We start from the raw sequence: 23079 nt of genomic DNA, 5'->3' as shown, positions 1-23079 counted from the left end.
AGCTTCCTTCTCAGATTATTGATCCGGTAATGACCCTGATGATCTCGTCGCTGGATTCCAGAATGTTGTGATGATGGCAGGCAAGCGGGACGACGCTCAGCTGCGAGCAAGCCGCGCCCAACCCGTTATCCGCGACAGCAACAAGCGACCTCATCATAGAGCCCGGCAACTGCGGATTGGCCTGCATCGCCTTGAACAATGTGACCGTCGTCGCCTGCAATTTGACGCTCAACTGCCCTTGCGACAACTGCTCCTCCACTTCGGCGACCCTCCGGGCACGGTCGGCGGCGGCTCCCGTAAGCCCCAGCACTGGCAGCAGTGCGGCAAGCGGAATCTCCGCCGTGCCCTGCTGGTAGAAGCTATCGAGCAGATAGAGCGAAACAGCGGTAGCTCCCTGTTGCTCCAACTTGGCGGCAATTTCCAGGGCAATCAATCCGCCCAGCGACCAGCCAAGGATATGCACCCTGCCGGTATCCACCTGCAGTCCATTGACAATCATTTCATCCAGGTATCGGTCAGCCAGCGCCCCAAGTGAGCTGATCGTCGGCTGGTGATAAAGGTTGTGATTATCGATGCCCTGACAGTTCATCCTGCCCTGGAACTCCTGCGCGAGGGGATAGAAGACTTCGGCCCCAACCAGGGCCGGATGAATCATCCACAACACTGGCGCGTCGCTCGCTACCGGACTCAACGGTATCACCAGGCCACTTTCAGTGACCGCCAACAGGTTTCTCAACGTACGGCACTGGAAAAGCCTGACGACAGGGATCGAGGTTTTCAGCAACTCCGACATCTTCATACAGACCGAGATCGCCATGAGCGAAGTACCTCCCGACCTGAAGAAGTCATCCGTCATACCGACCTGCTCGCGCTTCAGGGTGGCCTGCCACAGCTCGCACAATTGCTGCTCCAGTCCATTGGCGGGTGCAACGTAGTGGTTCTGCTCTCTCTGCCCGGGGGCGGGCAACGCCTTGCGATCCAGCTTGCCGCTGGAGTTGAAAGGCAGCGCCGGCAGGCGTATCAAGACGGTCGGGATCATGTACAGCGGTAACCGCTGACTCATGGACTCCAGCAGCTCGGACTCCACCAGCGGCTCGTCACAGACGTAGTACAACGCCAGACGCTCTTGAACTTCATCCTTGCAGACGATGGCGCAGCAGGATTTTATCGGGTCAAAGGCCAGAGCCTGGCTTTCCACCTCCCCCAACTCGACCCGGTAGCCATTGATTTTCACCTGGAAGTCCATGCGCCCCATGAACTCCAGGTTGCCGTCAGGTAGATAACGTCCCGCGTCCCCGGTCCGGTAAAGCCGCTCCTCCAATTCAGGGTGGTAAATGAATCGCTCCCGGGTTATCGGCTCATTGCGGAAATAGCCTCGGGCAACGCCTGCTCCACCGATGTACTGCTCACCGGGCAAGCAAGGCGGCAGCAAGCGCATGTGGCTGTCCAGTACATAAAAGCGCTGATGCGCCATGGCTTTGCCATAAGGCACGCTCGGCGCCAGTATCGGAGTATCCGGAATGTCGTAGAGAATCGACCAGATGGAACTTTCCGTCGCGCCGCCGGCACTGACCACCCTGCAACCTCGGCTCCATTGGCGGATACGCGCCGGTAGCGGTTTGGCAATCACCTCCCCTACCAATACCGCCGTACGTAGCATCGGCCAGCCATTTTCATCGGCCTGGACGGATTCGAGGTACTCCACCAGCAATGTCATCACCGAAGGCGCGGAGTTCCAGAACGTCACCCCATGGGTCACCATCAAACGATGCCAGGCATCCGGTTGGTAACGCTCCGCTTCCGATGGCATCACCATGGTGCCACCCACCGACAGCAGGCCAAAAATATCAAACGCCGAAATATCAAAACTCAGAGCACTAAGGGCCAGGCCACGATCCAGGGCATTGAGATTGAGCTGTTGAATGGTGTCGACAATGCTGTTCACCGCCCCCCGATGTTCAATGGCGACGCCCTTGGGGACACCGGTAGAACCTGAAGTAAAGATGACATAGGCGAGTTCAGACGCGTCGGGGAGCATGGGTTCACCCATACTGGCGGCGGGTAACATGGCAACCGCGCCGTATGGATCGATCAATAGCAGCCTGGCCTCGGGCTCCTCCTTCCATGGCTTGCTGCTGAACACCACCCTGGTTTGCGACTGCCTGAGAACATCCCGCCGCCGACCTTCCGGCCAGGAGCTGTCCAGTGGCAGGTAAGCCTTGCCGGACATCACGATCGCCAGCACCGCGATGATCTGGGCCCGACCTTTGTCGACCATGACCGCAATGGTCTCGGCGTCCATGTCCACATGCTGGCGCAGCTGCAACGACAGAGTCAGAGCAGCCTGATACAACTCACCGTAGGTCAGTTCGCCAAGGCCGTCGATAATCGCAATGGCTCGCGGTTGCTGCCGGGCATGCTGGATAAAATCGTGATGGATCGCCCGTTCGAAATCATAGGCTGGCGGACAGGACTTCCAGGCTTCGCGCTGCCGCCGGACCTCTACAGCGGGTACCAGCTCCAGCTGCTTGATCCGCAAATGCCCCTCCCCGACGATCTGTTCAAGAATGCGCAGATAGTACCGAGACAGGCAGCTCATGGTTGGGGCAGTGAAGAGCGCGGTCGCGTAGTTGAATACGGCCTGCACGCGCTCACCTTCTTTCTGTATGTTCAGGGTCAGGTCGAACTTTGCCGCCTGGTACTGCTCCATCAGGCTTTGCGGTTCCAGCCAATCAGGCAACTTCGGGGTCTGCCCGTCATCCTCCAGCACAAACAGCACCTGGAATAGCGGATGCCGCGACAGATCGCGTGGTACCTGCAGAGCATCGATCAACTGCTCCAGCGGCAGGCTCGAATACTTCTGCACCTGAAGCACAGAGTTGAAGACTTCGCGCACGTACTCGGACAACGGCATCTCGTCGTTGATCTGCGTGCGCAACGGCAGGGTATTGACGAAGAAACCCACTACCGATCGGGTTTCCGTCGTCGGTCGGTTGGCTACCGGCGTACCGACCAGAACATCCTGCTGGCCGCTGAAACAGCTGAGCAGCAGATTGAATGCCGACAGGAAAAGCGCAAAAGACGTGACGCCTTCCCGTCGAATGAACTGCTCGGCCCGAGCCATCAGAGCCTCGGGCAATACGATGCCATGGTTGGCCCCGCGGTGGTCAAACTGCGCCGGCCGCACAAAATCGAGCGGCATCTCCAGCGTTTGCCAGCCCTGCAGTTGGTGCTGCCAGAAGGTTTTCAGTTCTGACAACCGAGCTGAATCGAGGTATTCACGCTGCCAGCAAGCGTAATCTCCATATTGCAGGAGCGGGTCCGGCAATATCGGTTGCTGACCTCGTCGGTACAACTCATAGAGATTTCGCAACTCCTCCAGGAACAGGTTTTGTGACCAGCCATCGAAAGCCAGGTGATGCACGACAATCAGGCTGTACAAGATCGTACTGCCGTCAGGCTGGCGGACCTCATAGAGACTGGCTCTGAGGGGAATTTCCGAATCGAGTGCAAATGGCCGGTCAATGTCGCCGAGCAACTGTTGTTGCCAGCCAGCGGCATCGAGCCGCAACTGCTGCACCCGCAACTCGTTGTCGGTCAACTTCGACAATGCGGCAAGAGCCGACGGCTGGCAAATGACACTGCGCAGCACGTGATGGCGGGCAACGATGGACTTCAGGCTCTGGCGATAAGCGCTCAGATCGACCTCGGTGCTCAGGCGGAACAGCATCGGTACGTGGTACAGATTGCTGCCACCGTTGAGCTTCTCGATAAACCACAGCTGCATCTGCGAGAACGACAGTGGCCAGGTATCACGCTGCAGCGCCGGAATCAGCAAAAGCCCGGACTCATTGCCGTTAAGCTTGAGGTAACGGCACAAGGCGCGAATCGTCGGATATTGCCCCAGTTCGCCCAGGGTGACCTCCCTCCGTAACCTGCGGCTGATCTGGTAACAGGCCTGGATTGCCAGAATGGAGTTGCCGCCCAGGGAGAAGAAGTTGTCTTCCACGCTGACGCGCTCCAACTTCAACAATCTACCCCAGATCAGGCAGCACTCGCGCTCCAGATCACTCTCGGCGGCGACCAGAGGGCGTTGTTCGCTCTCGGGCAGCGGCAGCGATTTTCGGGCGATCTTGCCGTTCTCGGTCAGCGGCATGCTGTCCAGCTGGATAAACGCCTTTGGCAGCATGTATGGCGGCAACTCACCGCGCAGATACTGACTCAGCGCTTGAATGTCCACCGCCTTGGTAGCGACCAAGTAGGCCGCCAGATAGGGTTGCGGATGCTGAATCAATACCACGCAACACATGGTTATATCGGGATAGGACAGCGTGATGTTCTCGATTTCCCCCAGTTCAATGCGGTAACCGTTGATTTTGACTTGCTGGTCTATCCGCCCCATGAACTCGAGGTTGCCGTCGCTGAGGAAACGCCCGGCATCCCCGGTACGGTAGACGCGTTCCTGCAAGTGCTCATGCCAGAAGAAGCTGTCGGCGGTGCGCTGTGCATCCGCGTAATAGCCGCGCGCCAACCCTTCACCGGCGATATACATCTCGCCTTTCACCCCCACAGGCAGCGGTCGCAATTCAGCATCCAGAACATAGAAACGCTCGTGTGGCAACGGCTTGCCATACGGAATGCTGACCGACCGGACTGGCTCCTGCGGCACCTCATAAAGAATCGAGAAGACCGCCGCCTCCGTTGCGCCACCGGCACTGCAGAAACGACTGTGCGGGGCCCACTGCCGACAGCGTTCAGGCAATGACGTGGCAATCCAGTCCCCCCCTACCATCACCGCGCGCAACGCGGGTACCGGGCCGGAGAGAAGTCCGGCATTGCCGACATAGTCCAGCAACAGCTCCAGCAGCGCGGGCGCGCTCAGCCACACCGTAACGCGATGGTTGATGATCGATTGATACCAGGCCTGCGGGTTGACCCGATCGTTCTCGGCCGGCATGACGACCGCGCCCCCCACTGAAAGAGGGCTGAAGATGTCAAAAATGGCCAGGTCGAAACTCAGCGCGCTGAGGGCCAGGCTGCGGTCGTACGCGTCGATAGCGAAATAACGACGGGTACCTTCGAGCATATTCACCACGCTGCGATGCTCGATCGCCACGCCTTTTGGCGTGCCTGTAGAACCAGAGGTAAAGATGATATAGGCCAGGCTGTCCGCAGCGGCATCGACGGCAGGCAAGAGCCGCGCCGGCGGTGGTAGCGTGAGGGCCTGCCCCGTGGCGCTCAGGCCGACGACATTGATCTGCGACGTCTCCCATGGCTCGCTGCTCAACAGGGTATTGATGCTCGCCTGGGCCATCACGCCCAGGCGGCGCTGCAACGGCCAGCCTTTATCCATCGGCAGGAAGGCTTTGCCACACATCAGCGCCGCCAGTATCGCCACAGGCTGCAGGCGTCCCTTGTCCGCGAGTATCGCAATCGCCTCACCTGTCATGCCGCCCTGCAAGCGCAACTGGGTAGACAGCGTCAGGGCCGCCAGATACAGCTCGCCATAGGTCATTTCACCCAGCTCATCGATCACCGCCACGGCCCGCGGATGCTGCTGCGCGTAACGGATGAAATCGTGCTGCAGGGTACGCTCGAACGAATACTCGAAACGCCGCTCCTCAGCCATCGCAAGCTGCGTCTGCATGTGCGCGGCGCTCGCCAGGCCAAGGCTTCTCAGCGGCTGCTCGGCCCCCTCGACCATCTGCTGCAAGACCGTGACGTAGTAGCCGGCCAGGCGACTGATCGTGTCCTGGCTGAACAGCGCGGTGGCGAAGTTAAACCGGGCATTGATCCGCCCGGCAACGGGCGTCAACGTGAGGGTCAAGTCGAATTTGGCCGTTTGCTCATACGCACTCAGATCCACCACCGAAAGCCAATCTGGGCAAGCGGTGCCCAGCGTGCTTTCCAGAGCGAACATCACCTGAAACAGTGGATGCCGCGAAAAGTCCCGTGGCACTCCCAGGCGATCCACCAGTTGCTCCAGGGGAAAGCTCTGATGTTGTTGCACTTGCACCGTATTGGCCGCGACCTGGCGGATAAACTCGCACACCGAGAGTTCGTCAGGCACCCGATTGCGCAGCGGCAAGCTATTGACGAAAAAGCCGATTAGGCTTTCCAACTCCGGCTGGCTGCGGTTGGCCAACGGTGTCCCGATCACGATGTCATCCTGGTTGGTATAACGTGCCAGTAACAGGGTGAAGCCGGCCAACAGCACGGCATGCAGCGTAACCCCTTCCTTGCGGGCCAACGACTCGAGTGCTGCCACCAAGGATGCAGTCAGCAGGACCTCGCAGTGACTGCCGCGCGCATCAAAAAACGTGGGCCGAAGGTAATCCGGAGCAATATCCAGCTGCTGGTAGCCATCCAGCGCCTGATCCCAGAATGCCAGGGCCTCGGCACTGGCCCGGTCATCGGACTGCTCACGCTGCCAAACCGCATAGTCGAGATATTGCACATCAAGCGCCGGGGGAGCTTGTTCCGTTTGCCCGAGGAAATATTGATAAAGCGCCGCCAACTCCCGCAGCAGCACGTCCATTGACCAGCCATCGAAAGCAATGTGATGGAACACCAGGAGACTCACCGTAATCTCTGCCCCGACCTCATTCCGGTAGCGGTAGATCGCTGCCCGCAACGGCAGATCGCGCAGCAGGTCAATCGGCTGCTGCAGCGCCTGTTGCAGGCAGGCAGTGAACTGCACTTGCGTCACCGAATGGATCGGTACCGCCAGCTCCTGCTCGGTGACATGCAGATACGCCTCGCCCGTTTCATCCTGGCGAATCAGGCTCCGCAGCACCTGATGACGAGCCACCACCGCCTGTAAACTTTTGATGTAGGTCGCGCAGTCGGTATCGGCGGACAGCTGCAACAGCACCGGCGACAGGTAATGCGTGGCGCCACCCGACAGATTCTCCATAAACCACAAGCGCGACTGCTGGAAAGACAGCGGCGCCTGGCTGCGCCCGCTCCTTGCGATCGAGGGTTCCGACAGCGTCCGCTCTTGCTGGGCAAGATGCTTACTCAGCAGCGCCACCGTCGGATACCGGTTCAGTGTCAGCGCCGATACTTTTATGCCAAGGGCCTTATAGATTTCATGGCACAACCTGATCGCCAGAATCGAGTTTCCGCCCAAGCGGAAGAAGTGATGGTCAATGCCTGCGTGGCTACCAAGCAGGCGGTTGAACAACGCCAGCAACCGGCTTTCCAATTCATTGCCTGGCGCGCGGAAAGGGACACTCTGATCGATCATCGCCGGCTCGGGCAACGCTCGGTAATCCACTTTTCGACTGACCGTCAGCGGAATCCTCGGGATCGCCATCATCGCCGTTGGCACCATATGGGCCGGCAATTGGGTACTCAACTGCCGCCACACCCCCTCGACCGTCAGATCGCTGCCGGAAGCGACTACGAACCAGGCCTGAAGCTGCGGCGCAGGCTCCTTGCGCGCCGTGACCAGTGCTTCGGCCACTCCCGGCACGGCACGCATTACACTCTCGATCTCACCCAACTCGATGCGGTAACCGTTAATTTTCACCTGCTGGTCCGCTCGGCCACAGTATTCCAGGCTGCCATCAGCCAGGCGCCGCACACGATCGCCGGTGCGATACAGCCGACGGTAGTCCGGATCCTGGCTGAAGGGGTTTTCGATAAACGCCGAGGCCGTCAGTTCCGGCAAATTGAGATAACCGCGGGCAAGGCCGATTCCCGCCAGGCAAAGCTCGCCTTCAACCCCCAATGGCAGCGGGTGAAAATGCTCATCCACCACGTAGCAGCGCATATTGGCAATGCCCAGGCCAATATTGCGGGCACCATTGTTTCGATACAGGTTGATGCTCACACTGACCGAGGCTTCGGTGGGCCCATACAGGTTGGCAACCTGCAAACCCGTCGCTAGATAGTGATCGAGCACATCCTGCGAAGTCGACTCCCCGCCTACGGCAAGGCAACGCAGAGAGTCTGGCAACAGAGGACGGGTCCCCAGCAGTGCGGGCGGCAGAAAGCAGAAGTTGATTTGCCACTCGTGCATCTGCGCGGTGAGCAACTCAAGATCCAGGCGCTGGGGTTCGCTGGCGATACACAGGCGATGCCCGTTGTTAAGAGCGATGAAGATTTCGAACACATGCGCGTCGAAGGCCAGGGTGGCAAATTGCAGACAGTTCAGAACACCCTGCTCACGACTCAGCAGCCGGCGGCCATGACCCAGAATCATGTTCGCGGCACCCCGATGTTCGCACAGCGTGCCTTTGGGCTTCCCTGTTGTCCCGGAGGTATAAATGACATAAGCCAACTGCTCGCCGCTCACCTCGGGAAGCAGTATCGGCTCTTTGCCAGACGCTCGTTCTTCCGGCCGATCAATCAGCAGGCAGTAGCTATCGGCCGTACTTTCCTTCAATGAGTTTTCAAGAGCCGTTTCGGTCAAGACAATGGGGCTGCCCACATCGCTCAGGATATACGCCAGCCGTTGCGCGGGGGCGTAAGGGTCCAAAGGCACATAGGCCGCGCCAGCCTTCATGATTGCCAGCATGGCCACGACTGCGTTGGCCCCCCGCTGCACATACAAGGGGATCAAGGTATCGGCCGGCATTTCCTCGCCGCAAATACGCAGGTATTCCTCACGCAACCTACGCGCCAGGCCGCTGCTACGCTGCGCGAGCTCCCCATAACTGAATGTCTGCCGGCTGTCGACCAATGCCATCCGCGTGGGGTAAAGACGGGCATTTTCCTCAAAACCGGCGAACAGCGTCGTGACGTGCTCCAGCGGCACTTCACTGTCGTTATTGGATTGATTTTCTAGACGCTGCGCCTGCTCTTCGGATAAATATGGCAGCGTGGAAAGCGGCCGATCCGGCTCGCTTAGTGACGACCACAGCAAATGTTGGTATTGCTCCGCGAGTTCAGCCATTTGTACCGCGTCGAATAGATTCGCGTCATACCTGAGCCTGAACTCAAAGGCGTCTTTCGACTGCTGATACTCCAACAACAATTCAGTGCCTGCCAGGTCGTTATTGAAGCGATGATTGACCTGTGCCCGGCAACCATCAAATGTCAACGGAAAATTCTTCAGAAAACCCTGGGAAAAACTGACGTTCAATTCGGCAACCGGACTCTCGCTGAGCATGTAATGAACCGGCAACTTGGAGTGGCGCAGCCGTCCCGAGACCTTAAGTTTTTTGGTATAGTCGAGGGTCGATTTGTACAAGCTTGAAAAGTTAGAATCAGCAAGTAACGCCAAGGGAAAAACCGCGGTATTCACCTGCCCGCCATAATAGACTTTCTCCCCTCCTTCCGCTGCGACAGGATAGGCGATGCAAACTTTTTCCTGCCCCGTCTGACGGGCAATCAAGATCGCCCACAACGTCTTGAATATTAGAAAATGATTGGCATATTTGATCCCGGCCTTCAGATCTCGCCAGTCGGCGAACGAGACATCAAAACGCACTTCGCCCGCTGCCTCTTGCCTCTGTCCGGAGGGTATGCAGGGCAACTCGGCACGCCGCGGACAACCAGACAACAAGTCACGCCAGAACCCCGTCGAGTCAAACTGTCCACGCAATTGAGCAACGTCATCTTCATAGCGCGCATATAGATCGATGAGATCACTAAACGCCTCTGCCGGCGCGAGCCCTAGCGGGCCCTTGTTGTAATATTGAGATATCAAGGCATAAAACTCGTCGCCAGACAGGCCATCCAGCAGCACGTGGTGTACGACGACAAGAAAGTTGTAACGCCGTTCGCCAGTCTTGATCAGATGGAAGCGACAGAGAGGCCCTTGGCGGAGGTCAAAGGGAGTACGTACCAGGGATTGGGCATCGCAGGGTGAATCGAAATACTCGAGGGTTATAGGATTATCGGCTTTCACCCAAAAAAGCTGTCCATCTTTTTCATCGAGAACATGATTAAACAGAATATAGTCTCGACTTATACCCTCTACGGCCAAACACAGCCTATTTAAATCCAGGTCACCTTCGATATCCTGATCCAGAACCAGGTTATATTCGCATGATTGCGGCTTGATAATATATTCATCCCAGAAGACCCTGGTGTAAGGCGAGGCAGAAAACATACGATATCCTTAAGGTTTATTAGAGTGAGCCTTCACGTCTAAACTGATCGTCGCATTTTAACGAGAGACTCTCTCGCCACTAAAAACAAGACTACGATTAAAAATCCTTTGCCTTGGGCCAAAGCCGAAAAGCGTGCCTGTTTCTTAATTCAATTATGTTCCTCTTAGCCCCAACCCGACCCTTCATCTGCCTTTCACCAGCACAGACTCCAAGTTAAATAAGTATTTATGATCACCAATCGAGAAAGATACGCACTCACGAATTCTCGCGAAATAATATATTTAACGAAAATCCAATATCCATAAGATATTTCCTTTGCACTCATAAGATAAAACTTAATTAAAAAAGAGAATCAAGCAGAATCTCCACGGCAATATCTGAACACAAGGACTGGGTCCTATCCGGGGTTATCGTTCCGATCGACAGCCGTTCGCCGCCGCCCCAACTCTGTATCGGGGCGCGAGTCTTTGATGGAGGGGAGAAACCGGGAACAGTTTTGTCCGGCGAGCACTTCTATCCGGGAAGGTTGACGAGATCGCGGCCAGGGCTGCCGACGATCCTGAGGGTCATTTGCAACAGGCAGGACATCCGGAGGTGGCTTATATCAGCGATGGCGACCGGTACGTCTGCTGCTCGTCGAATTCAAGCACGAGGGTTCGCACCACAAGTGACATGGCCGCAGCTGCCGGATCGGCAAGCGGGCTGATGCCATCCTGCACGACCATGGCGACACCCTGCGGCCAAGAACCTGGTCAGTCAGTATCCGGGGGACACTTTGCGAGCGCCTTACTTCAAACCGCCAAACCGCCGATAGAAACTTTCGCCCACGTCGGGCAGCGGACCATCGGCGTTTTCCAGCGCGTCGTTGAGCCATTCCTCGGCCTTGGCGTAGATCAGGCGATAGATGTTGCGGCAGAGCTGGCGCGCCGCCCGGCCTTCCCAGTCGCCAGGGAGCAGTTCATCGGGCAACTGCGGGTCGCGCAACAGCAGTTTGCGGTACTCGTGAATCAGCAGCAGGCGCGCCAGGAAACAATCGGCCGGTTGCAGTTGCTCCTGCTCGCGCAGCGCTTGCCACAGCGGCCGGAACAGCTGGATGAACTCACTGTAGTGAGCCGCCAGCTCATCGATGTTCCAGCTTTCGCGCACCTGCAAGCGCAACGCCTTGGAGGCCAGCACATCCTGGGCAGTGGTCTCGAACACAATGGTGTCTTCCTGGGCACCAAGGTCCACCAGGGTCGCGTTGATATCCGCCCGATCGCTGCGGGGACAGGCCAGCACCACCGGCGAAATCGCGCCAAAACCTTGCCATTCCAGCTCTTCGCGCACCTGCTTGCGCTTGTCCTGGCCAAGCTGCGACAGCATGACCAGGCACCAGGAACCATCCCAGGCCGGCACGCTGGCGTTATAGACCCGCTTGAAGGCCTTGTCGAAACGCCGGCGACCGGTACCGGTCAGGCTGTAATAGCTGCGGCGCCCGACTTTCTCGGCGCTCAGCCAGCCTTCCTTGGTCAGGCGAAAGATCGAGGTGCGGATCAGCCGCTCATTGATGCCGATGGGTTCGAGCAACTGGATCAGGCTGCCCAGCCATACCGTACCGCCGTGGGGTTCGATGGCATCGCCGTACAGGGTAATGATCAGGGAGCTGGCGCGAATCGGCGTCTGCTCCTGGAAACGGGTCACGAGGTGATGCAACGGTGCTAGGGACGACATGGGCGTACCGGACAAAAAGGAAGAAATATACCGGGTTTCACCGGCTTGGAGTGGCCTGGACCGCACGACCCACTGTGCCTTGGCTGTTCACTGGCCGGTATTTTTCGGGCGCAGGCCGCGGTCAGTGATCCGCGGGCGATTGGCTTCGGGCTCCGCGAGCGGCTCACAGACCTGCATCTGCTCCAGGCAGCGCCTGGCCAGCTGTTGATATTCACGGGTGCCGGCCTGCTTCCAGTGCAGCTCTTCGTCGCTGAGGCGGCGTTTGACGCTGGCCGGGGCGCCCATGACCAGCGACTGCTCCGCACACTCGAAGCCGGCCTTGACGAAGGCCGCCGCGGACACGAAGCAGCGTGGCGCGATCCGCGCGTTATCCATCACCACCGCGTTCATCCCCACCAGCGCATCGGCGCCGATCCGGCAGCCATGCAGCACCGCGCCATGGCCGATATGGCCGTTGCGCTCGACCACCGTGTCGCTGTCGGGAAAACCATGCATCACACAGGTGTCCTGCAGGTTGGCCCCCTCCTCCAGCACGATCCGCCCGAAATCGCCGCGCAGGCTGGCCAGCGGGCCGATGTAGCAATGGGCACCGACTATCACGTCGCCGATCAGCACGGCGGACGGATGCACATAAGCACTGGGATGGACCACCGGGGTCAGGCCGTCGAGGCTGTAGCAGGTCATGAGGTACTCCTTGGCTAGGGCAGCAAGTCGAAACATTACGCAAAGCGATGCCGATCAGGATTTATTTTGTATCACATAAAGCTTAAACGAAAAAGCGAAAAACAGTATCGCGTCTTTGCTCAGCGAAGGCCGCTAAGCAAAGGCCATAGCCCCAGTAAAATCTAGAAAATCACGACTTGATCGACCCTCTCCGTCCTGGTGCAATCGATTCAAGCCCCCAACTTAAAGACACAACAATAGTATTTTTACGTTGCATTTATGTATCGCATTGGCGATATACTCGGCGAAAACCGGCTTCCCAGCCGATCCAATAATGACCCGGCCCTGCGCCGAGCGTGCACCGTGAGGGCATCCGCCATGCCTCAAACCCTTGCTGTCGAAAGCCTCGATGGCGGCGTTCGACTGATTACCCTGCAACGCCCCGCCGCCCTGAATGCCCTGACCAGCGAATTGCTCGGCGAACTGGCAGCCGCCCTGGACGCCGCCCAGGCCGATGACACTGTCCAGGTCGTGGTGCTGACCGGCAGCCGCAAGGCCTTCGCCGCCGGCGCCGACATCAATGAAATGGCCGAGCGCGACCTCACCGGCATCCTCAATGACCCGCGCCAGGCTTCCTGGCAGCAGATCACCGCCTTCAGCAAACCGCTGATCGCCGCGGTCAACGGCTTTGCCCTCGGCGGCGGCTGCGAGCTGGCCATGCACGCCGACATCCTGATCGCCGGCGAGGACGCCCGTTTTGGCCAGCCGGAAATCAACCTCGGGATCATGCCCGGCGCCGGCGGCACCCAGCGCCTGCTGCGGGCGGTCGGCAAGTCCCTGGCCATGCAGATGGTCCTCGGCGGCGAGTCGATCGATGCCCGCCATGCCTTGCGCGCCGGCCTGGTCAGCGAAGTTACCCAACCGGAATTCACGGTCGAGCGTGCCCTGCAGTTGGCGCGGCTGATCGCCGGCAAGGCGCCGCTGGCCCTGCGCCTGGCCAAGGAGGCGCTGCTCAAGGCGCTGGACACCGACCTCGCCAGCGGCCTGCGCTTCGAGCGCCATGCCTTCACGGTACTGGCCGGCACCCGCGACCGCGAAGAAGGCATCCGTGCCTTCCAGGAAAAACGCCGGCCCCGCTTCACCGGCCACTAGGCCGCCGCAGCGGCCAACGACTCACACGACCTGTCAGAGAGCGCCAGAACATGAACTTCGAACACATCCTGTTTTCCGTCGAGGCAGGCGTCGCCCTCCTCAGCCTGAACCGCCCCGAGCAGCTCAACAGCTTCAATGCGCAGATGCATGGCGAGGTTCGCGAAGCGCTCAAGCAACTGCGCGCCAATCCCGAGGCCCGGGTACTGCTGCTGACCGGCGAAGGCCGGGGTTTCTGCGCCGGTCAGGACCTGAGCGACCGCAATGTGGCACCCGGCGCGGAGGTGCCGGACCTGGGCGAATCCATCGAACGTTTCTACAACCCGCTGATCCGCCAGTTGCGCGACCTGCCGCTGCCGGTGATCTGCGCGGTGAACGGCGTGGCCGCCGGGGCCGGGGCCAACATTCCCCTGGCCTGCGACCTGGTGCTGGCCGCCCGTTCGGCGAGCTTTATCCAGGCGTTCTGCAAGATCGGCCTGATCCCCGACTCCGGCGGCACCTGGACCTTGCCGCGCCTGGTCGGCATGGCGCGGGCCAAGGCCCTGGCCCTGCTGGGCAATCGCCTGACGGCCGAACAGGCCGAGCAATGGGGCCTGATCTATCGCTGCGTCGAAGATGCCGAATTGCGTGATGAGGCCCTCAAGCTTGCGCGCCACCTGGCCACCCAACCGACCTATGGCCTGGCACTGATCAAGCGCAGCCTCAACGCCAGCCTGAACAACAGCTTCGACGAACAGCTGGAACTGGAAAAAGACCTGCAACGCCTGGCCGGACGCAGCGAGGACTACCGCGAAGGCGTGAGCGCCTTCATGGACAAACGCACACCGACCTTCAAGGGGCGTTGAACATGAACGCACTGACACCCCAGGCCCGCGTCGCGGTGATCGGCGCCGGCGCGATGGGCGCCGGCATCGCCCAGGTCGCGGCCCAGGCCGGCCACCCGGTATGGCTGCTGGACAACCGTCCGGGCGCCGCGGCGCAAGCCATCGCCGGCATCGACCGGCAACTCGCCAGGCGCGTGACCAATGGCAAGCTCTATGCTCAGGCGCACAGGGCGACCATGGCCCGACTGCAGGCGGCCGAAGCCATCGAGCAACTGGCCGACAGCGAGCTGATCATCGAAGCCATCGCCGAGAACCTCGAGGCCAAGCGCGAGCTGTTTCGCCAGCTGGAAAGCCTGTGCCGCGACAGCTGCATCCTCGCCAGCAACACCTCTTCGCTATCGATCACCCGCATCGCCGCCGGCCTGAAACGACCCGAACGCCTGCTGGGCCTGCACTTTTTCAACCCGGCGCCGGCCATGCCGCTGGTCGAGGTCGTCTCGGGACTGGCCAGCGACCGGCAACTGGCGCAGTGCCTGTACGACACCGCCACGAACTGGGGCAAGCAGCCGGTGCACACCCGCTCCACCCCGGGCTTTATCGTCAACCGCGTGGCCCGGCCGTTCTACGCCGAAAGCCTGCGCCTGCTGCAGGAAGGCGCAGGCGACTGCGCCACGCTCGACGCCCTGCTGCGCGAGGCCGGTGGTTTTGCCATGGGCGCCTTCGAACTGACGGACCTGATCGGGCATGACGTCAACTACGTGGTGACCTGCTCGGTATTCGAGGCCTATTACGGCGACATGCGCTTTCAGCCATCGCTGATTCAGCAGGAACTGGTGGATGCCGGGCACTTCGGACGCAAGACCGGCCAGGGTTTCTATGCCTATGCCGAGGGCGTCGAACGCCCCGCCCCCGTGGAGTTGCACAGCGAGCAGAACATCGAGCACTGCGTAATCGAGGGCGACCTGGGGGTTGCCCAAGGTTTGCTGCAACGCCTGCGCGAGTCCGGCGTGCGTCTGGTTGAGCGTGATGGCCCTGGCCTGTTGCGGGTCGGCGATGCGGTACTGGCCATCAGCGATGGACGCCTGGCCAGCCAGCGCGCCCGCGACCAAGGCTTGAGCAACCTGATCTTGCTGGACCTGGCCCATGACTACGCCAGCGCCGGTCGCCTGGCCATCAGTTGCTGCGCCGGCACCGACCCACTGGCCCGCGACCAGGCGGTGGCACTGTTGCAACGCGCCGGGTTCAAGGTCAGCCAGCTCAGCGACAGCCCGGGGCTGCTGGTCCTGCGCACCGTGGCGATGCTCGCCAACGAGGCCGCCGACGCCTTGCTGCAAGGCGTGGCCTCGGCGGTGGACATCGACCTGGCGATGCGCGCCGGGGTCAATTACCCCGAAGGCCCCCTGGCGTGGGCCGACCGCCTGGGCCTGCCAAGGGTGCTCGAGATTCTGCAAAACCTGCAGGCCGCCTACGGCGAGGAACGCTATCGAACCTCCCTGCTGCTGCGTCAGCGGGTCACCGAAGGGAGAAACCTGCATGATTGACCACCCCGCCATGAGCCTGGCCAGCGCCTGCGCGCAGAGCCTGTTCAAACGCGACAACGCCAGCCAGGCCCTGGGCATGCGCCTATTGTCGGTAGCGCCCGGCACCGCCCGGCTGGGCATGAGCGTGCGCGAAGACATGCTGCAGGGCCACGGCACCTGCCACGGCGGCTTGCTGTTCGCCCTGGCAGACTCGGCCTTCGCCCTGGCCTGCAATACCTACGACGAAGCCACGGTGGCCATCGGCTGCAGCATCGACTACATCGCCCCGGCCCGCCTGGGCGACACCCTGACCGCCGATTGCATCGAACAAAGCCGCAGCGGCCGCACCGGCAACTACGACGTGCGGATCGAAAACCAGCATGGCGTGCTGATCGCCCTGTTCCACGGCAAATCCTACAAAGTGCGCGGCCCGGTGCTGGCGCAGGAGGCCCCCAATGAATGACGCCCTGATCATCGATGCAGTCCGCACCCCCATCGGCCGTTACGGCGGCGCCCTGAGCCGCGTGCGCGCCGACGACCTGGGCGCGGTGCCGTTACGCGCCCTGGTGCAGCGTAACCCCGGAGTCGACTGGAGCCGGGTCGATGAAGTGATCTACGGCTGCGCCAACCAGGCCGGCGAAGACAATCGCAACGTGGCACGCATGTCGGCGCTGCTGGCCGGGTTGCCGGTGGAGGTCCCCGGCACCACCCTCAACCGCTTGTGCGGCTCCGGCCTGGACGCCATTGGCAGCGCCGCCCGCGCCCTGCGTTGTGGCGAGGCCGGGCTGGTGCTGGCCGGCGGCGTCGAATCGATGTCCCGCGCGCCGCTGGTGATGGGCAAGGCGCAGACCGCGTTTTCGCGCCAGGCCGAACTGTTCGACAGCACCATCGGCTGGCGCTTCGTCAACCCGTTGATGGAACAAGGTTTCGGCATCGACTCGATGCCGGAAACCGCGGAAAACGTCGCCGAGCAGTTCGGCATTTCCCGCGCCGACCAGGACGCCTTCGCCCTGCGCAGCCAGCAGCGGGCCGCGGCGGCGCAAGCCAGCGGACGCCTGGCCAGGGAAATAGTCGCGGTGCCCATCCCCCAGCGCAAAGGCCCGCCGACCCTGGTCGAACACGACGAGCACCCAAGGGGCGACACCACCCTCGAACAATTGCAGAAGCTCGGCACGCCGTTCCGCCAGGGCGGCAGCGTCACCGCGGGCAACGCCTCGGGGGTCAACGACGGCGCCTGCGCCCTGTTGCTGGCCGACGCGGTAACCGCGCAACGCTACGGCCTCAAGGCACGCGGCCGGGTGGTCGCCATGGCCACCGCCGGGGTCGAGCCACGGATCATGGGCATCGGCCCGGTGCCGGCCACGCGCAAGGTGCTGGAACTGGCCCGGCTGAGCCTGGCGGACATGGACGTGATCGAGCTCAACGAGGCGTTCGCCGCCCAGGGCCTGGCGGTGCTGCGCGAGCTGGGCCTGGCGGACGACGACGGGCGGGTCAACCCCAACGGCGGCGCCATCGCCCTGGGCCACCCCCTGGGCATGAGCGGCGCGCGCCTGGTGACCACCGCGCTGCATGAGCTGGAGCAGCGCCAGGGTCGCTACGCCTTGTGCACCATGTGCATCGGCGTGGGCCAGGGCATCGCGCTGATCATCGAACGACTTTAAGACGGGATACACCCGCGCCCGGAGCCCCCACGGGTATCCTGGGCGCAGGCACTCAGGAGCCGCCCGCCGGCGGCTCGACACAACAATAATTCGAGTGAAGCCATGAACATGCCAATTGCCAAAGCCGTGCTTGATCCCCTGCTGGACCCGCTGGAGACCGCCAGCGTCGACCAGTTGCGCCAGCATCAACTGGAACGCCTGCGCTGGAGCCTGAACCACGCCTACCGCAATGTGCCGCTGTACCGCCAGCGCTTCGACGAGCTGGGCGTGCACCCGGACGATGTGCGCAGCCTGGAGGACCTGGCGCAGTTCCCGTTCACCAGCAAGTCCGACCTGCGCGACAACTATCCCTACGGCATGTTCGCCGTGCCGGTCCAGGACGTGGTGCGCCTGCACGCCTCCAGCGGCACCACCGGCAAGCCGACGGTGGTCGGTTACACCCAGAACGACATCGACACCTGGGCCAGGGTGGTCGCGCGCTCGATTCGCGCGGCCGGCGGCCGACGTGGCGACAAGGTCCATGTGTCCTACGGCTATGGCCTGTTCACCGGTGGCCTGGGAGCCCACTACGGCGCCGAACGCCTGGGCTGCACGGTGATTCCGATGTCCGGCGGCCAGACCGAAAAACAGGTGCAACTGATCAAGGACTTCCAGCCGGACATCATCATGGTCACGCCCTCCTACATGCTCAACATCGCCGACGAGATCGAGCGCCAGGGCATCGATCCGCAAAAGCTCGCCCTGCGCCTGGGGATCTTCGGCGCCGAACCCTGGACCGCCGAGCTGCGCAGCGCCATCGAACAGCGCCTGGGCATCACCGCGCTGGATATCTACGGGCTCTCGGAAATCATGGGCCCGGGCGTGGCCATGGAATGCGCCGAGACCAAGGACGGGCCGACCATCTGGGAGGACCACTTCTACCCCGAGATCATCGACCCGGTGACCGGCCAGGTGTTGCCGGACGGCCAGATGGGCGAGCTGGTGTTCACCTCGCTGAGCAAGGAAGCCCTGCCGATGATCCGCTACCGCACCCGCGACCTGACCCGCCTGCTGCCCGGTACCGCGCGACCCATGCGGCGTATCGACAAGATCACCGGGCGCAGCGACGACATGCTGATCATTCGCGGAGTCAACGTGTTCCCGACACAGATCGAGGAGCAGGTGCTCAAGGTCCGGCAACTCTGCGAATGCTACGAGATCCACCTGTACCGCAATGGCAACCTCGACAGCGTCGAGGTGCATGTGGAACTCAAGAACGAGAATCAACAGCTGGGCGACGAGCAGCAGAAAGCCATCTGCGACGAACTAAGCCGGCACATAAAGACCTACATCGGTATCAGCTCGCGTATCGTTTTGCGCCCGGCCTTTTCCCTCAAGCGCTCCGAGGGCAAGGCCAGCCACGTGATGGATAACCGGCAGAAATAAGCCATTCCAAGCTTAAAGCCCTGCTTCGGCGGGGCTTTTTTTTGCCCAAGGGAAAGCCTTCAGCGAGCAAAGCGATACAAAACTATATGCGACACGTTATTTTTTGTTTGATATTTATTTTTGTATCACATATAAAGTTCTCCATGCCCAGGCAATCCTTCACGGCAGGAGACGCACCATGTACGCACAGCTGGTAGAGACCGGAGTCAAAAGCATCAAGCCCCGTTCGGAAATGTCCGAACAGGAACGCGCCTTCCAGGACAAAATCGATTCGGAAATCAAGATCGAGGCCAAGAACTGGATGCCGGATGCCTATCGGCAAACCCTGATCCGGCAGATTTCCCAGCACGCCCATTCGGAAATCGTCGGCATGCTGCCCGAAGGCAACTGGGTGACCCGCGCGCCGACCCTCAAGCGCAAGCTGCAACTGATGGCCAAGATCCAGGACGAAGCCGGCCACGGCCTGTACCTGTACAGCGCGATGGAAACCCTGGGCGCCGACCGCGACGAGGAAATCGCCAAGCTGCACAGCGGCCGCGCCAAGTACTCGAGCATCTTCAACTACCCGACGCTGAACTGGGCCGACATGGGCGCGGTGGGCTGGCTGGTGGACGGCGCGGCGATCGTCAACCAGGTGGTGCTGCAGCGCACCTCCTACGGCCCCTACTCCCGGGCCATGGTGCGCATCTGCAAGGAAGAGAGCTTCCACCAGCGCCAGGGCTACGAAATCCTCCTGACCATGATGCGCGAGGGCAACCAGGCGCAGAAGGACATGGTCCAGGACGCCATCAACCGGCTGTGGTGGCCGGCACTGATGATGTTCGGCCCCAGCGACGAACACTCGCCCAACAGCGCGCAGTCCATGGCCTGGAAGATCAAGCGCCAGAGCAACGACGAACTGCGCCAGCGCTTCATCGACCAGACCATCCCGCAGCTGGAGCTGCTCGGCTGCACCTGCCCGGACCCGGACCTTAGGTGGAACGCCGAACGCGGCCACTACGACTTCGGCGAGATCCAGTGGGACGAATTCTACGAAGTGCTCAAGGGCAACGGCCCTTGCAACCAGGAACGCGTCGCTACCCGGCGCAAGGCCATCGAGGACGGCGCCTGGGTGCGCGAAGCCGCGGTCGCCCACGCCCGCAAGAAAACCAATAAAAACGCCGCGTGAATCGTAGCCGCTGCCGAAGGTTGCAATAAGGCCCGAAGGGCCTTCGAGGGCCTCAAGAGCGCGCCCCCTTCGGGGTCGATCGCAGCCTGCGGCCGCGGCTACATGAATTCAGCCCCTGATGTGGAGTCACCCTTATGTCCGAATGGACCCTCTTCGAAGTCTTCGTGCGCAGCAAGCACGGGCTCAACCACAAACATGTCGGCAGCGTGCATGCCGCCGACAGCGCCATGGCCATCGAGAACGCCCGCGAGCTCTACACCCGCCGCAGCGAAGGCGTGAGCCTGTGGGTGGTGCCCTCGGCGCTGATCGTCGCCTCGTCCCCGGATGAAAAGGACCCGCTGTTCGACCCGGCGGACGACAAGGTCTATCGCCACGCCAGCTTCTACAAGCTGCCGGCCGAAGTCGGGCACATGTGAGGTCGACCATGAACACGCGAAGCGAATTGATCCAATACTTGCTGCGCCTGGGCGACAGCGCCCTGGTCCAGGGCCAGCGCCTGTGCCAGTGGTGCGGCCGCGCGCCGGCCCTGGAAGAAGAACTGGCGCTGATGAACGTCGGCCTCGACCTGGTGGGCCAGGCCCGCAACTGGCTGGACTACGCCGCCGAACTGCTGGACGACGGCCGCGATGCCGACCACCTGGCGTTCCGCCGCGACGAGCGGGCCTATCGCAACCTGCTGCTGGTGGAACAGCCCAACGGCGATTTCGCCGTGACCATGCTCAAGCAGTTTCTCTACGATGCCTGGCACCTGGAAGTGCTCAAGGGCCTGGCCCAGTCCAGCGACGAACGCATCGCCGGGATCGCCGCCAAGGCGGTGAAGGAAGTCACCTATCACCTGCGCCGCTCCAGCGAATGGGTCGAACGCCTGGGCGACGGCACCGAGCACAGCCACCAGCGCATGCTGGAGGCGATTCCCCTGCTCTGGCGCTTCACCGTCGAGCTGATCGGCGGCGACGACAGCGAAAACCACCTGCACGGCGCCGGCATCATCGCCGACCCCGCGCAGGTCGCCAGTGCCTGGCAGGCGACGGTGGCGCGAATCTTCGCCAGCGCCACCCTGCCCCTGCCGCCGGCCCCCAGCCATTTCTACCTGGACGCTCGCCGCGGCCTGCACAGCGAACACCTGGGCATTCTGCTGGCGGAAATGCAGGCGCTGCCACGAGCGTACCCCGATGCGACCTGGTGAGCTGATTTCCAGCGACCGCGGCGCCCGGGCCCTGCAACCGGGCGACCTGGAGGCGGCCTGGAACATCCTGGGCGCGGTCATGGACCCGGAGGTGCCGGTGGTCAGCGTGGTGGAGCTGGGCATCGTCCGCGACCTCGACTGGCACGACGGCCACCTGCAGGTGGTGGTCACCCCGACCTACTCCGGCTGCCCGGCCACCGAGGTGATCGAGGGCGATATCCGCGCCGCCCTGGAACTCGCCGGGTTTTCCGCGCCCCGGCTGCAACGCCGGCTGACCCCGGCCTGGAGCACCGACTGGATCACCGCCAGCGGCCGCGAACGGCTGCGGGCCTACGGCATCGCCCCGCCCGTGGGCAGTGGCAGCAAGCGCAGCCTGCTGGGCGAAAGCGCCGCCATCTGCTGCCCGCAATGTGGCAGCAGCCACACCGAACAGCTCAGCGAATTCGGCTCGACCGCCTGCAAGGCGCTGTATCGCTGCCGGGACTGCCTGGAGCCGTTCGACTATTTCAAGTGCATCTGACGCCGTGTCAGTGGGAGAACAACCATGAGCAAATTCCACAGCCTGACCATCAAGGATGTGCGCAGCGAAACCCGCGATGCGGTGTCTATCGCCTTCGAGATTCCGCAGCACCTGCAGGACAGCTTTCATTTCACCCAGGGCCAGCATCTGGTGATGCGCACCCAACTGGATGGCGAGGAAGTGCGCCGTTCCTATTCGATCTGCGCCGGGGTCAACGACGGCGAGTTGCGCATTGCCGTGAAGCGCGTGGCCGGCGGGCGTTTTTCGGCGTTCGCCAATGACCGGCTCAAGCCCGGGCACTGCCTGGACGTGATGCCGCCCGCCGGGCACTTCCATGTCGAACTCGACCCCGCGCGCCATGGCCAGTACCTGGCGGTGGCGGCCGGCAGCGGCATCACGCCGATCCTGTCGATCATCAAGAGCACCCTGGAAACCGAGCCCCACAGCCGCGTCACCCTGCTGTACGGCAACCGTGCAAGCTCCGCCGCCCTGTTTCGCGAACAGCTGGAAGACCTGAAGAACCGCTACCTGCAACGCTTGAACCTGATCTTCGTGTTCAGCCGCGAACAGCAGGACGTCGACCTCTACAACGGCCGGATCGACGCCGACAAATGCGCCCGGCTGTTCTCCCGTTGGCTCGACGTCAAGGCCCTGGACGCCGCCTTCATCTGCGGTCCGCAGGCGATGACCGAAACCGTGCGCGACAGCCTAAAAGCCCACGGCATGGCCGCCGAGCGCATTCACTTCGAGCTGTTCGCCGCCGCGGGCAGCCCGCACAAGCGCGAGGCGCGCGAAGCCGCCCGGCAGCTCGATGCGGCGGTCAGCCAGATCACCGTGATCAGCGACGGTCGCGCCCTGGCCTTCGACCTGCCGCGCAACAGCCAGAGCATCCTCGACGCCGGCAATGCCCAGGGCGCCGAGCTGCCCTATTCGTGCCGCGCCGGGGTGTGCTCCACCTGCAAGTGCAAGGTGATCGAGGGCGAAGTGGAGATGGACAGCAACCACGCCCTCGAGGACTACGAAGTGGCGGCCGGGTACGTGCTGTCGTGCCAGTCGTTCCCGGTCAGCGACAAGGTGGTGCTGGACTTCGACCAGCTCTGACCTGTGGCCGCTGCCGGAGGCTGCGATCGACTTGGGCGGCACTCCGACGAAGCGGGCGCACGATCTTGAGATCGCTGAAGGCCTTCGG

At 61.8% G+C, this 23079-nt stretch carries 15 protein-coding genes; 11 read left to right on the top strand and 4 right to left on the bottom strand.

Annotation, left to right across the window (positions count from 1 at the left end; genetic code table 11):
• Positions 1–10: 10 nt before the first annotated feature.
• The 4 genes from AC07Y9_RS10810 to paaY form a co-directional block, all read right to left on the bottom strand.
• Entirely contained in the window at positions 11–10063 is a 10053-nt protein-coding gene (locus AC07Y9_RS10810) for a non-ribosomal peptide synthetase (RefSeq protein ID WP_102690467.1), read from the bottom strand.
• Positions 10064–10663: 600 nt separating this feature from the next.
• Entirely contained in the window at positions 10664–10789 is a 126-nt protein-coding gene (locus AC07Y9_RS10805; RefSeq protein ID WP_256580942.1) for a hypothetical protein, read from the bottom strand.
• Positions 10790–10850: 61 nt separating this feature from the next.
• Positions 10851–11774 carry a phenylacetic acid degradation operon negative regulatory protein PaaX gene (paaX, locus tag AC07Y9_RS10800; RefSeq protein ID WP_102679937.1) on the bottom strand — a complete coding sequence of 308 codons (924 nt, stop codon included), beginning with the start codon at positions 11772–11774 and terminating at the stop codon, positions 10851–10853.
• Between the two features lie 87 nt (positions 11775–11861).
• Positions 11862–12458 carry a phenylacetic acid degradation protein PaaY gene (gene paaY / locus AC07Y9_RS10795; protein WP_102679938.1) on the bottom strand — a complete coding sequence of 199 codons (597 nt, stop codon included), beginning with the start codon at positions 12456–12458 and terminating at the stop codon, positions 11862–11864.
• Positions 12459–12815: 357 nt separating this feature from the next.
• Here paaY and paaF point away from each other — a divergent pair, with 357 nt between their 5' ends.
• From paaF to paaE, 11 genes are all read left to right on the top strand, one after another.
• Positions 12816–13589 (top strand): 2,3-dehydroadipyl-CoA hydratase PaaF, encoded by a 774-nt coding sequence (gene paaF, locus AC07Y9_RS10790; protein WP_102679939.1) that lies wholly within the window; start codon positions 12816–12818, stop codon positions 13587–13589.
• A gap of 50 nt (positions 13590–13639) precedes the next feature.
• Positions 13640–14431, top strand: a complete 792-nt coding sequence (gene paaG, locus AC07Y9_RS10785; RefSeq protein WP_102679940.1) for a 2-(1,2-epoxy-1,2-dihydrophenyl)acetyl-CoA isomerase PaaG — start codon at positions 13640–13642, stop codon at positions 14429–14431.
• Positions 14432–14433: 2 nt separating this feature from the next.
• A complete protein-coding gene (gene paaH, locus AC07Y9_RS10780) occupies positions 14434–15951 on the top strand; it encodes a 3-hydroxyacyl-CoA dehydrogenase PaaH (protein WP_102679941.1) in 1518 nt (505 codons plus the stop codon).
• Positions 15944–16393 carry a hydroxyphenylacetyl-CoA thioesterase PaaI gene (paaI, locus tag AC07Y9_RS10775; protein ID WP_102679942.1) on the top strand — a complete coding sequence of 150 codons (450 nt, stop codon included), beginning with the start codon at positions 15944–15946 and terminating at the stop codon, positions 16391–16393. The genes paaH and paaI overlap by 8 nt, the downstream gene beginning before the upstream one ends.
• Complete coding sequence (pcaF, locus tag AC07Y9_RS10770) at positions 16386–17591, top strand: 3-oxoadipyl-CoA thiolase (protein ID WP_102679943.1); 1206 nt, start codon at positions 16386–16388, stop codon at positions 17589–17591. The genes paaI and pcaF overlap by 8 nt, the downstream gene beginning before the upstream one ends.
• Positions 17592–17693: 102 nt before the next feature.
• Entirely contained in the window at positions 17694–19016 is a 1323-nt protein-coding gene (gene paaK, locus AC07Y9_RS10765) for a phenylacetate--CoA ligase PaaK (RefSeq protein ID WP_102679944.1), read from the top strand.
• 178 nt (positions 19017–19194) lie between these two features.
• A complete protein-coding gene (paaA, locus tag AC07Y9_RS10760) occupies positions 19195–20184 on the top strand; it encodes a 1,2-phenylacetyl-CoA epoxidase subunit PaaA (RefSeq protein ID WP_007926503.1) in 990 nt (329 codons plus the stop codon).
• 134 nt (positions 20185–20318) lie between these two features.
• Entirely contained in the window at positions 20319–20600 is a 282-nt protein-coding gene (gene paaB / locus AC07Y9_RS10755; protein ID WP_102679945.1) for a 1,2-phenylacetyl-CoA epoxidase subunit PaaB, read from the top strand.
• Between the two features lie 8 nt (positions 20601–20608).
• Positions 20609–21370: a 1,2-phenylacetyl-CoA epoxidase subunit PaaC gene (paaC, locus tag AC07Y9_RS10750; protein WP_102679946.1), complete on the top strand. Its 762-nt coding sequence runs from the start codon at positions 20609–20611 to the stop codon at positions 21368–21370.
• The gene (paaD, locus tag AC07Y9_RS10745) at positions 21357–21890 is read left to right on the top strand and encodes a 1,2-phenylacetyl-CoA epoxidase subunit PaaD (RefSeq protein ID WP_102679947.1); all 534 of its coding nucleotides are present in this window, start codon (positions 21357–21359) and stop codon (positions 21888–21890) included. The genes paaC and paaD overlap by 14 nt, the downstream gene beginning before the upstream one ends.
• Before the next feature lie 24 nt (positions 21891–21914).
• On the top strand, positions 21915–22991 hold the full coding sequence (gene paaE, locus AC07Y9_RS10740; protein ID WP_102679948.1) for a 1,2-phenylacetyl-CoA epoxidase subunit PaaE: 1077 nt from the start codon (positions 21915–21917) through the stop codon (positions 22989–22991).
• The last annotated feature ends 88 nt before the right edge of the window (positions 22992–23079 follow it).

The organism is Pseudomonas sp. GW456-L12, assembly GCF_059424045.1.
Note: the sequence above shows the minus strand (reverse complement) of the source record. Positions and strands in the feature narration are given on the sequence as shown.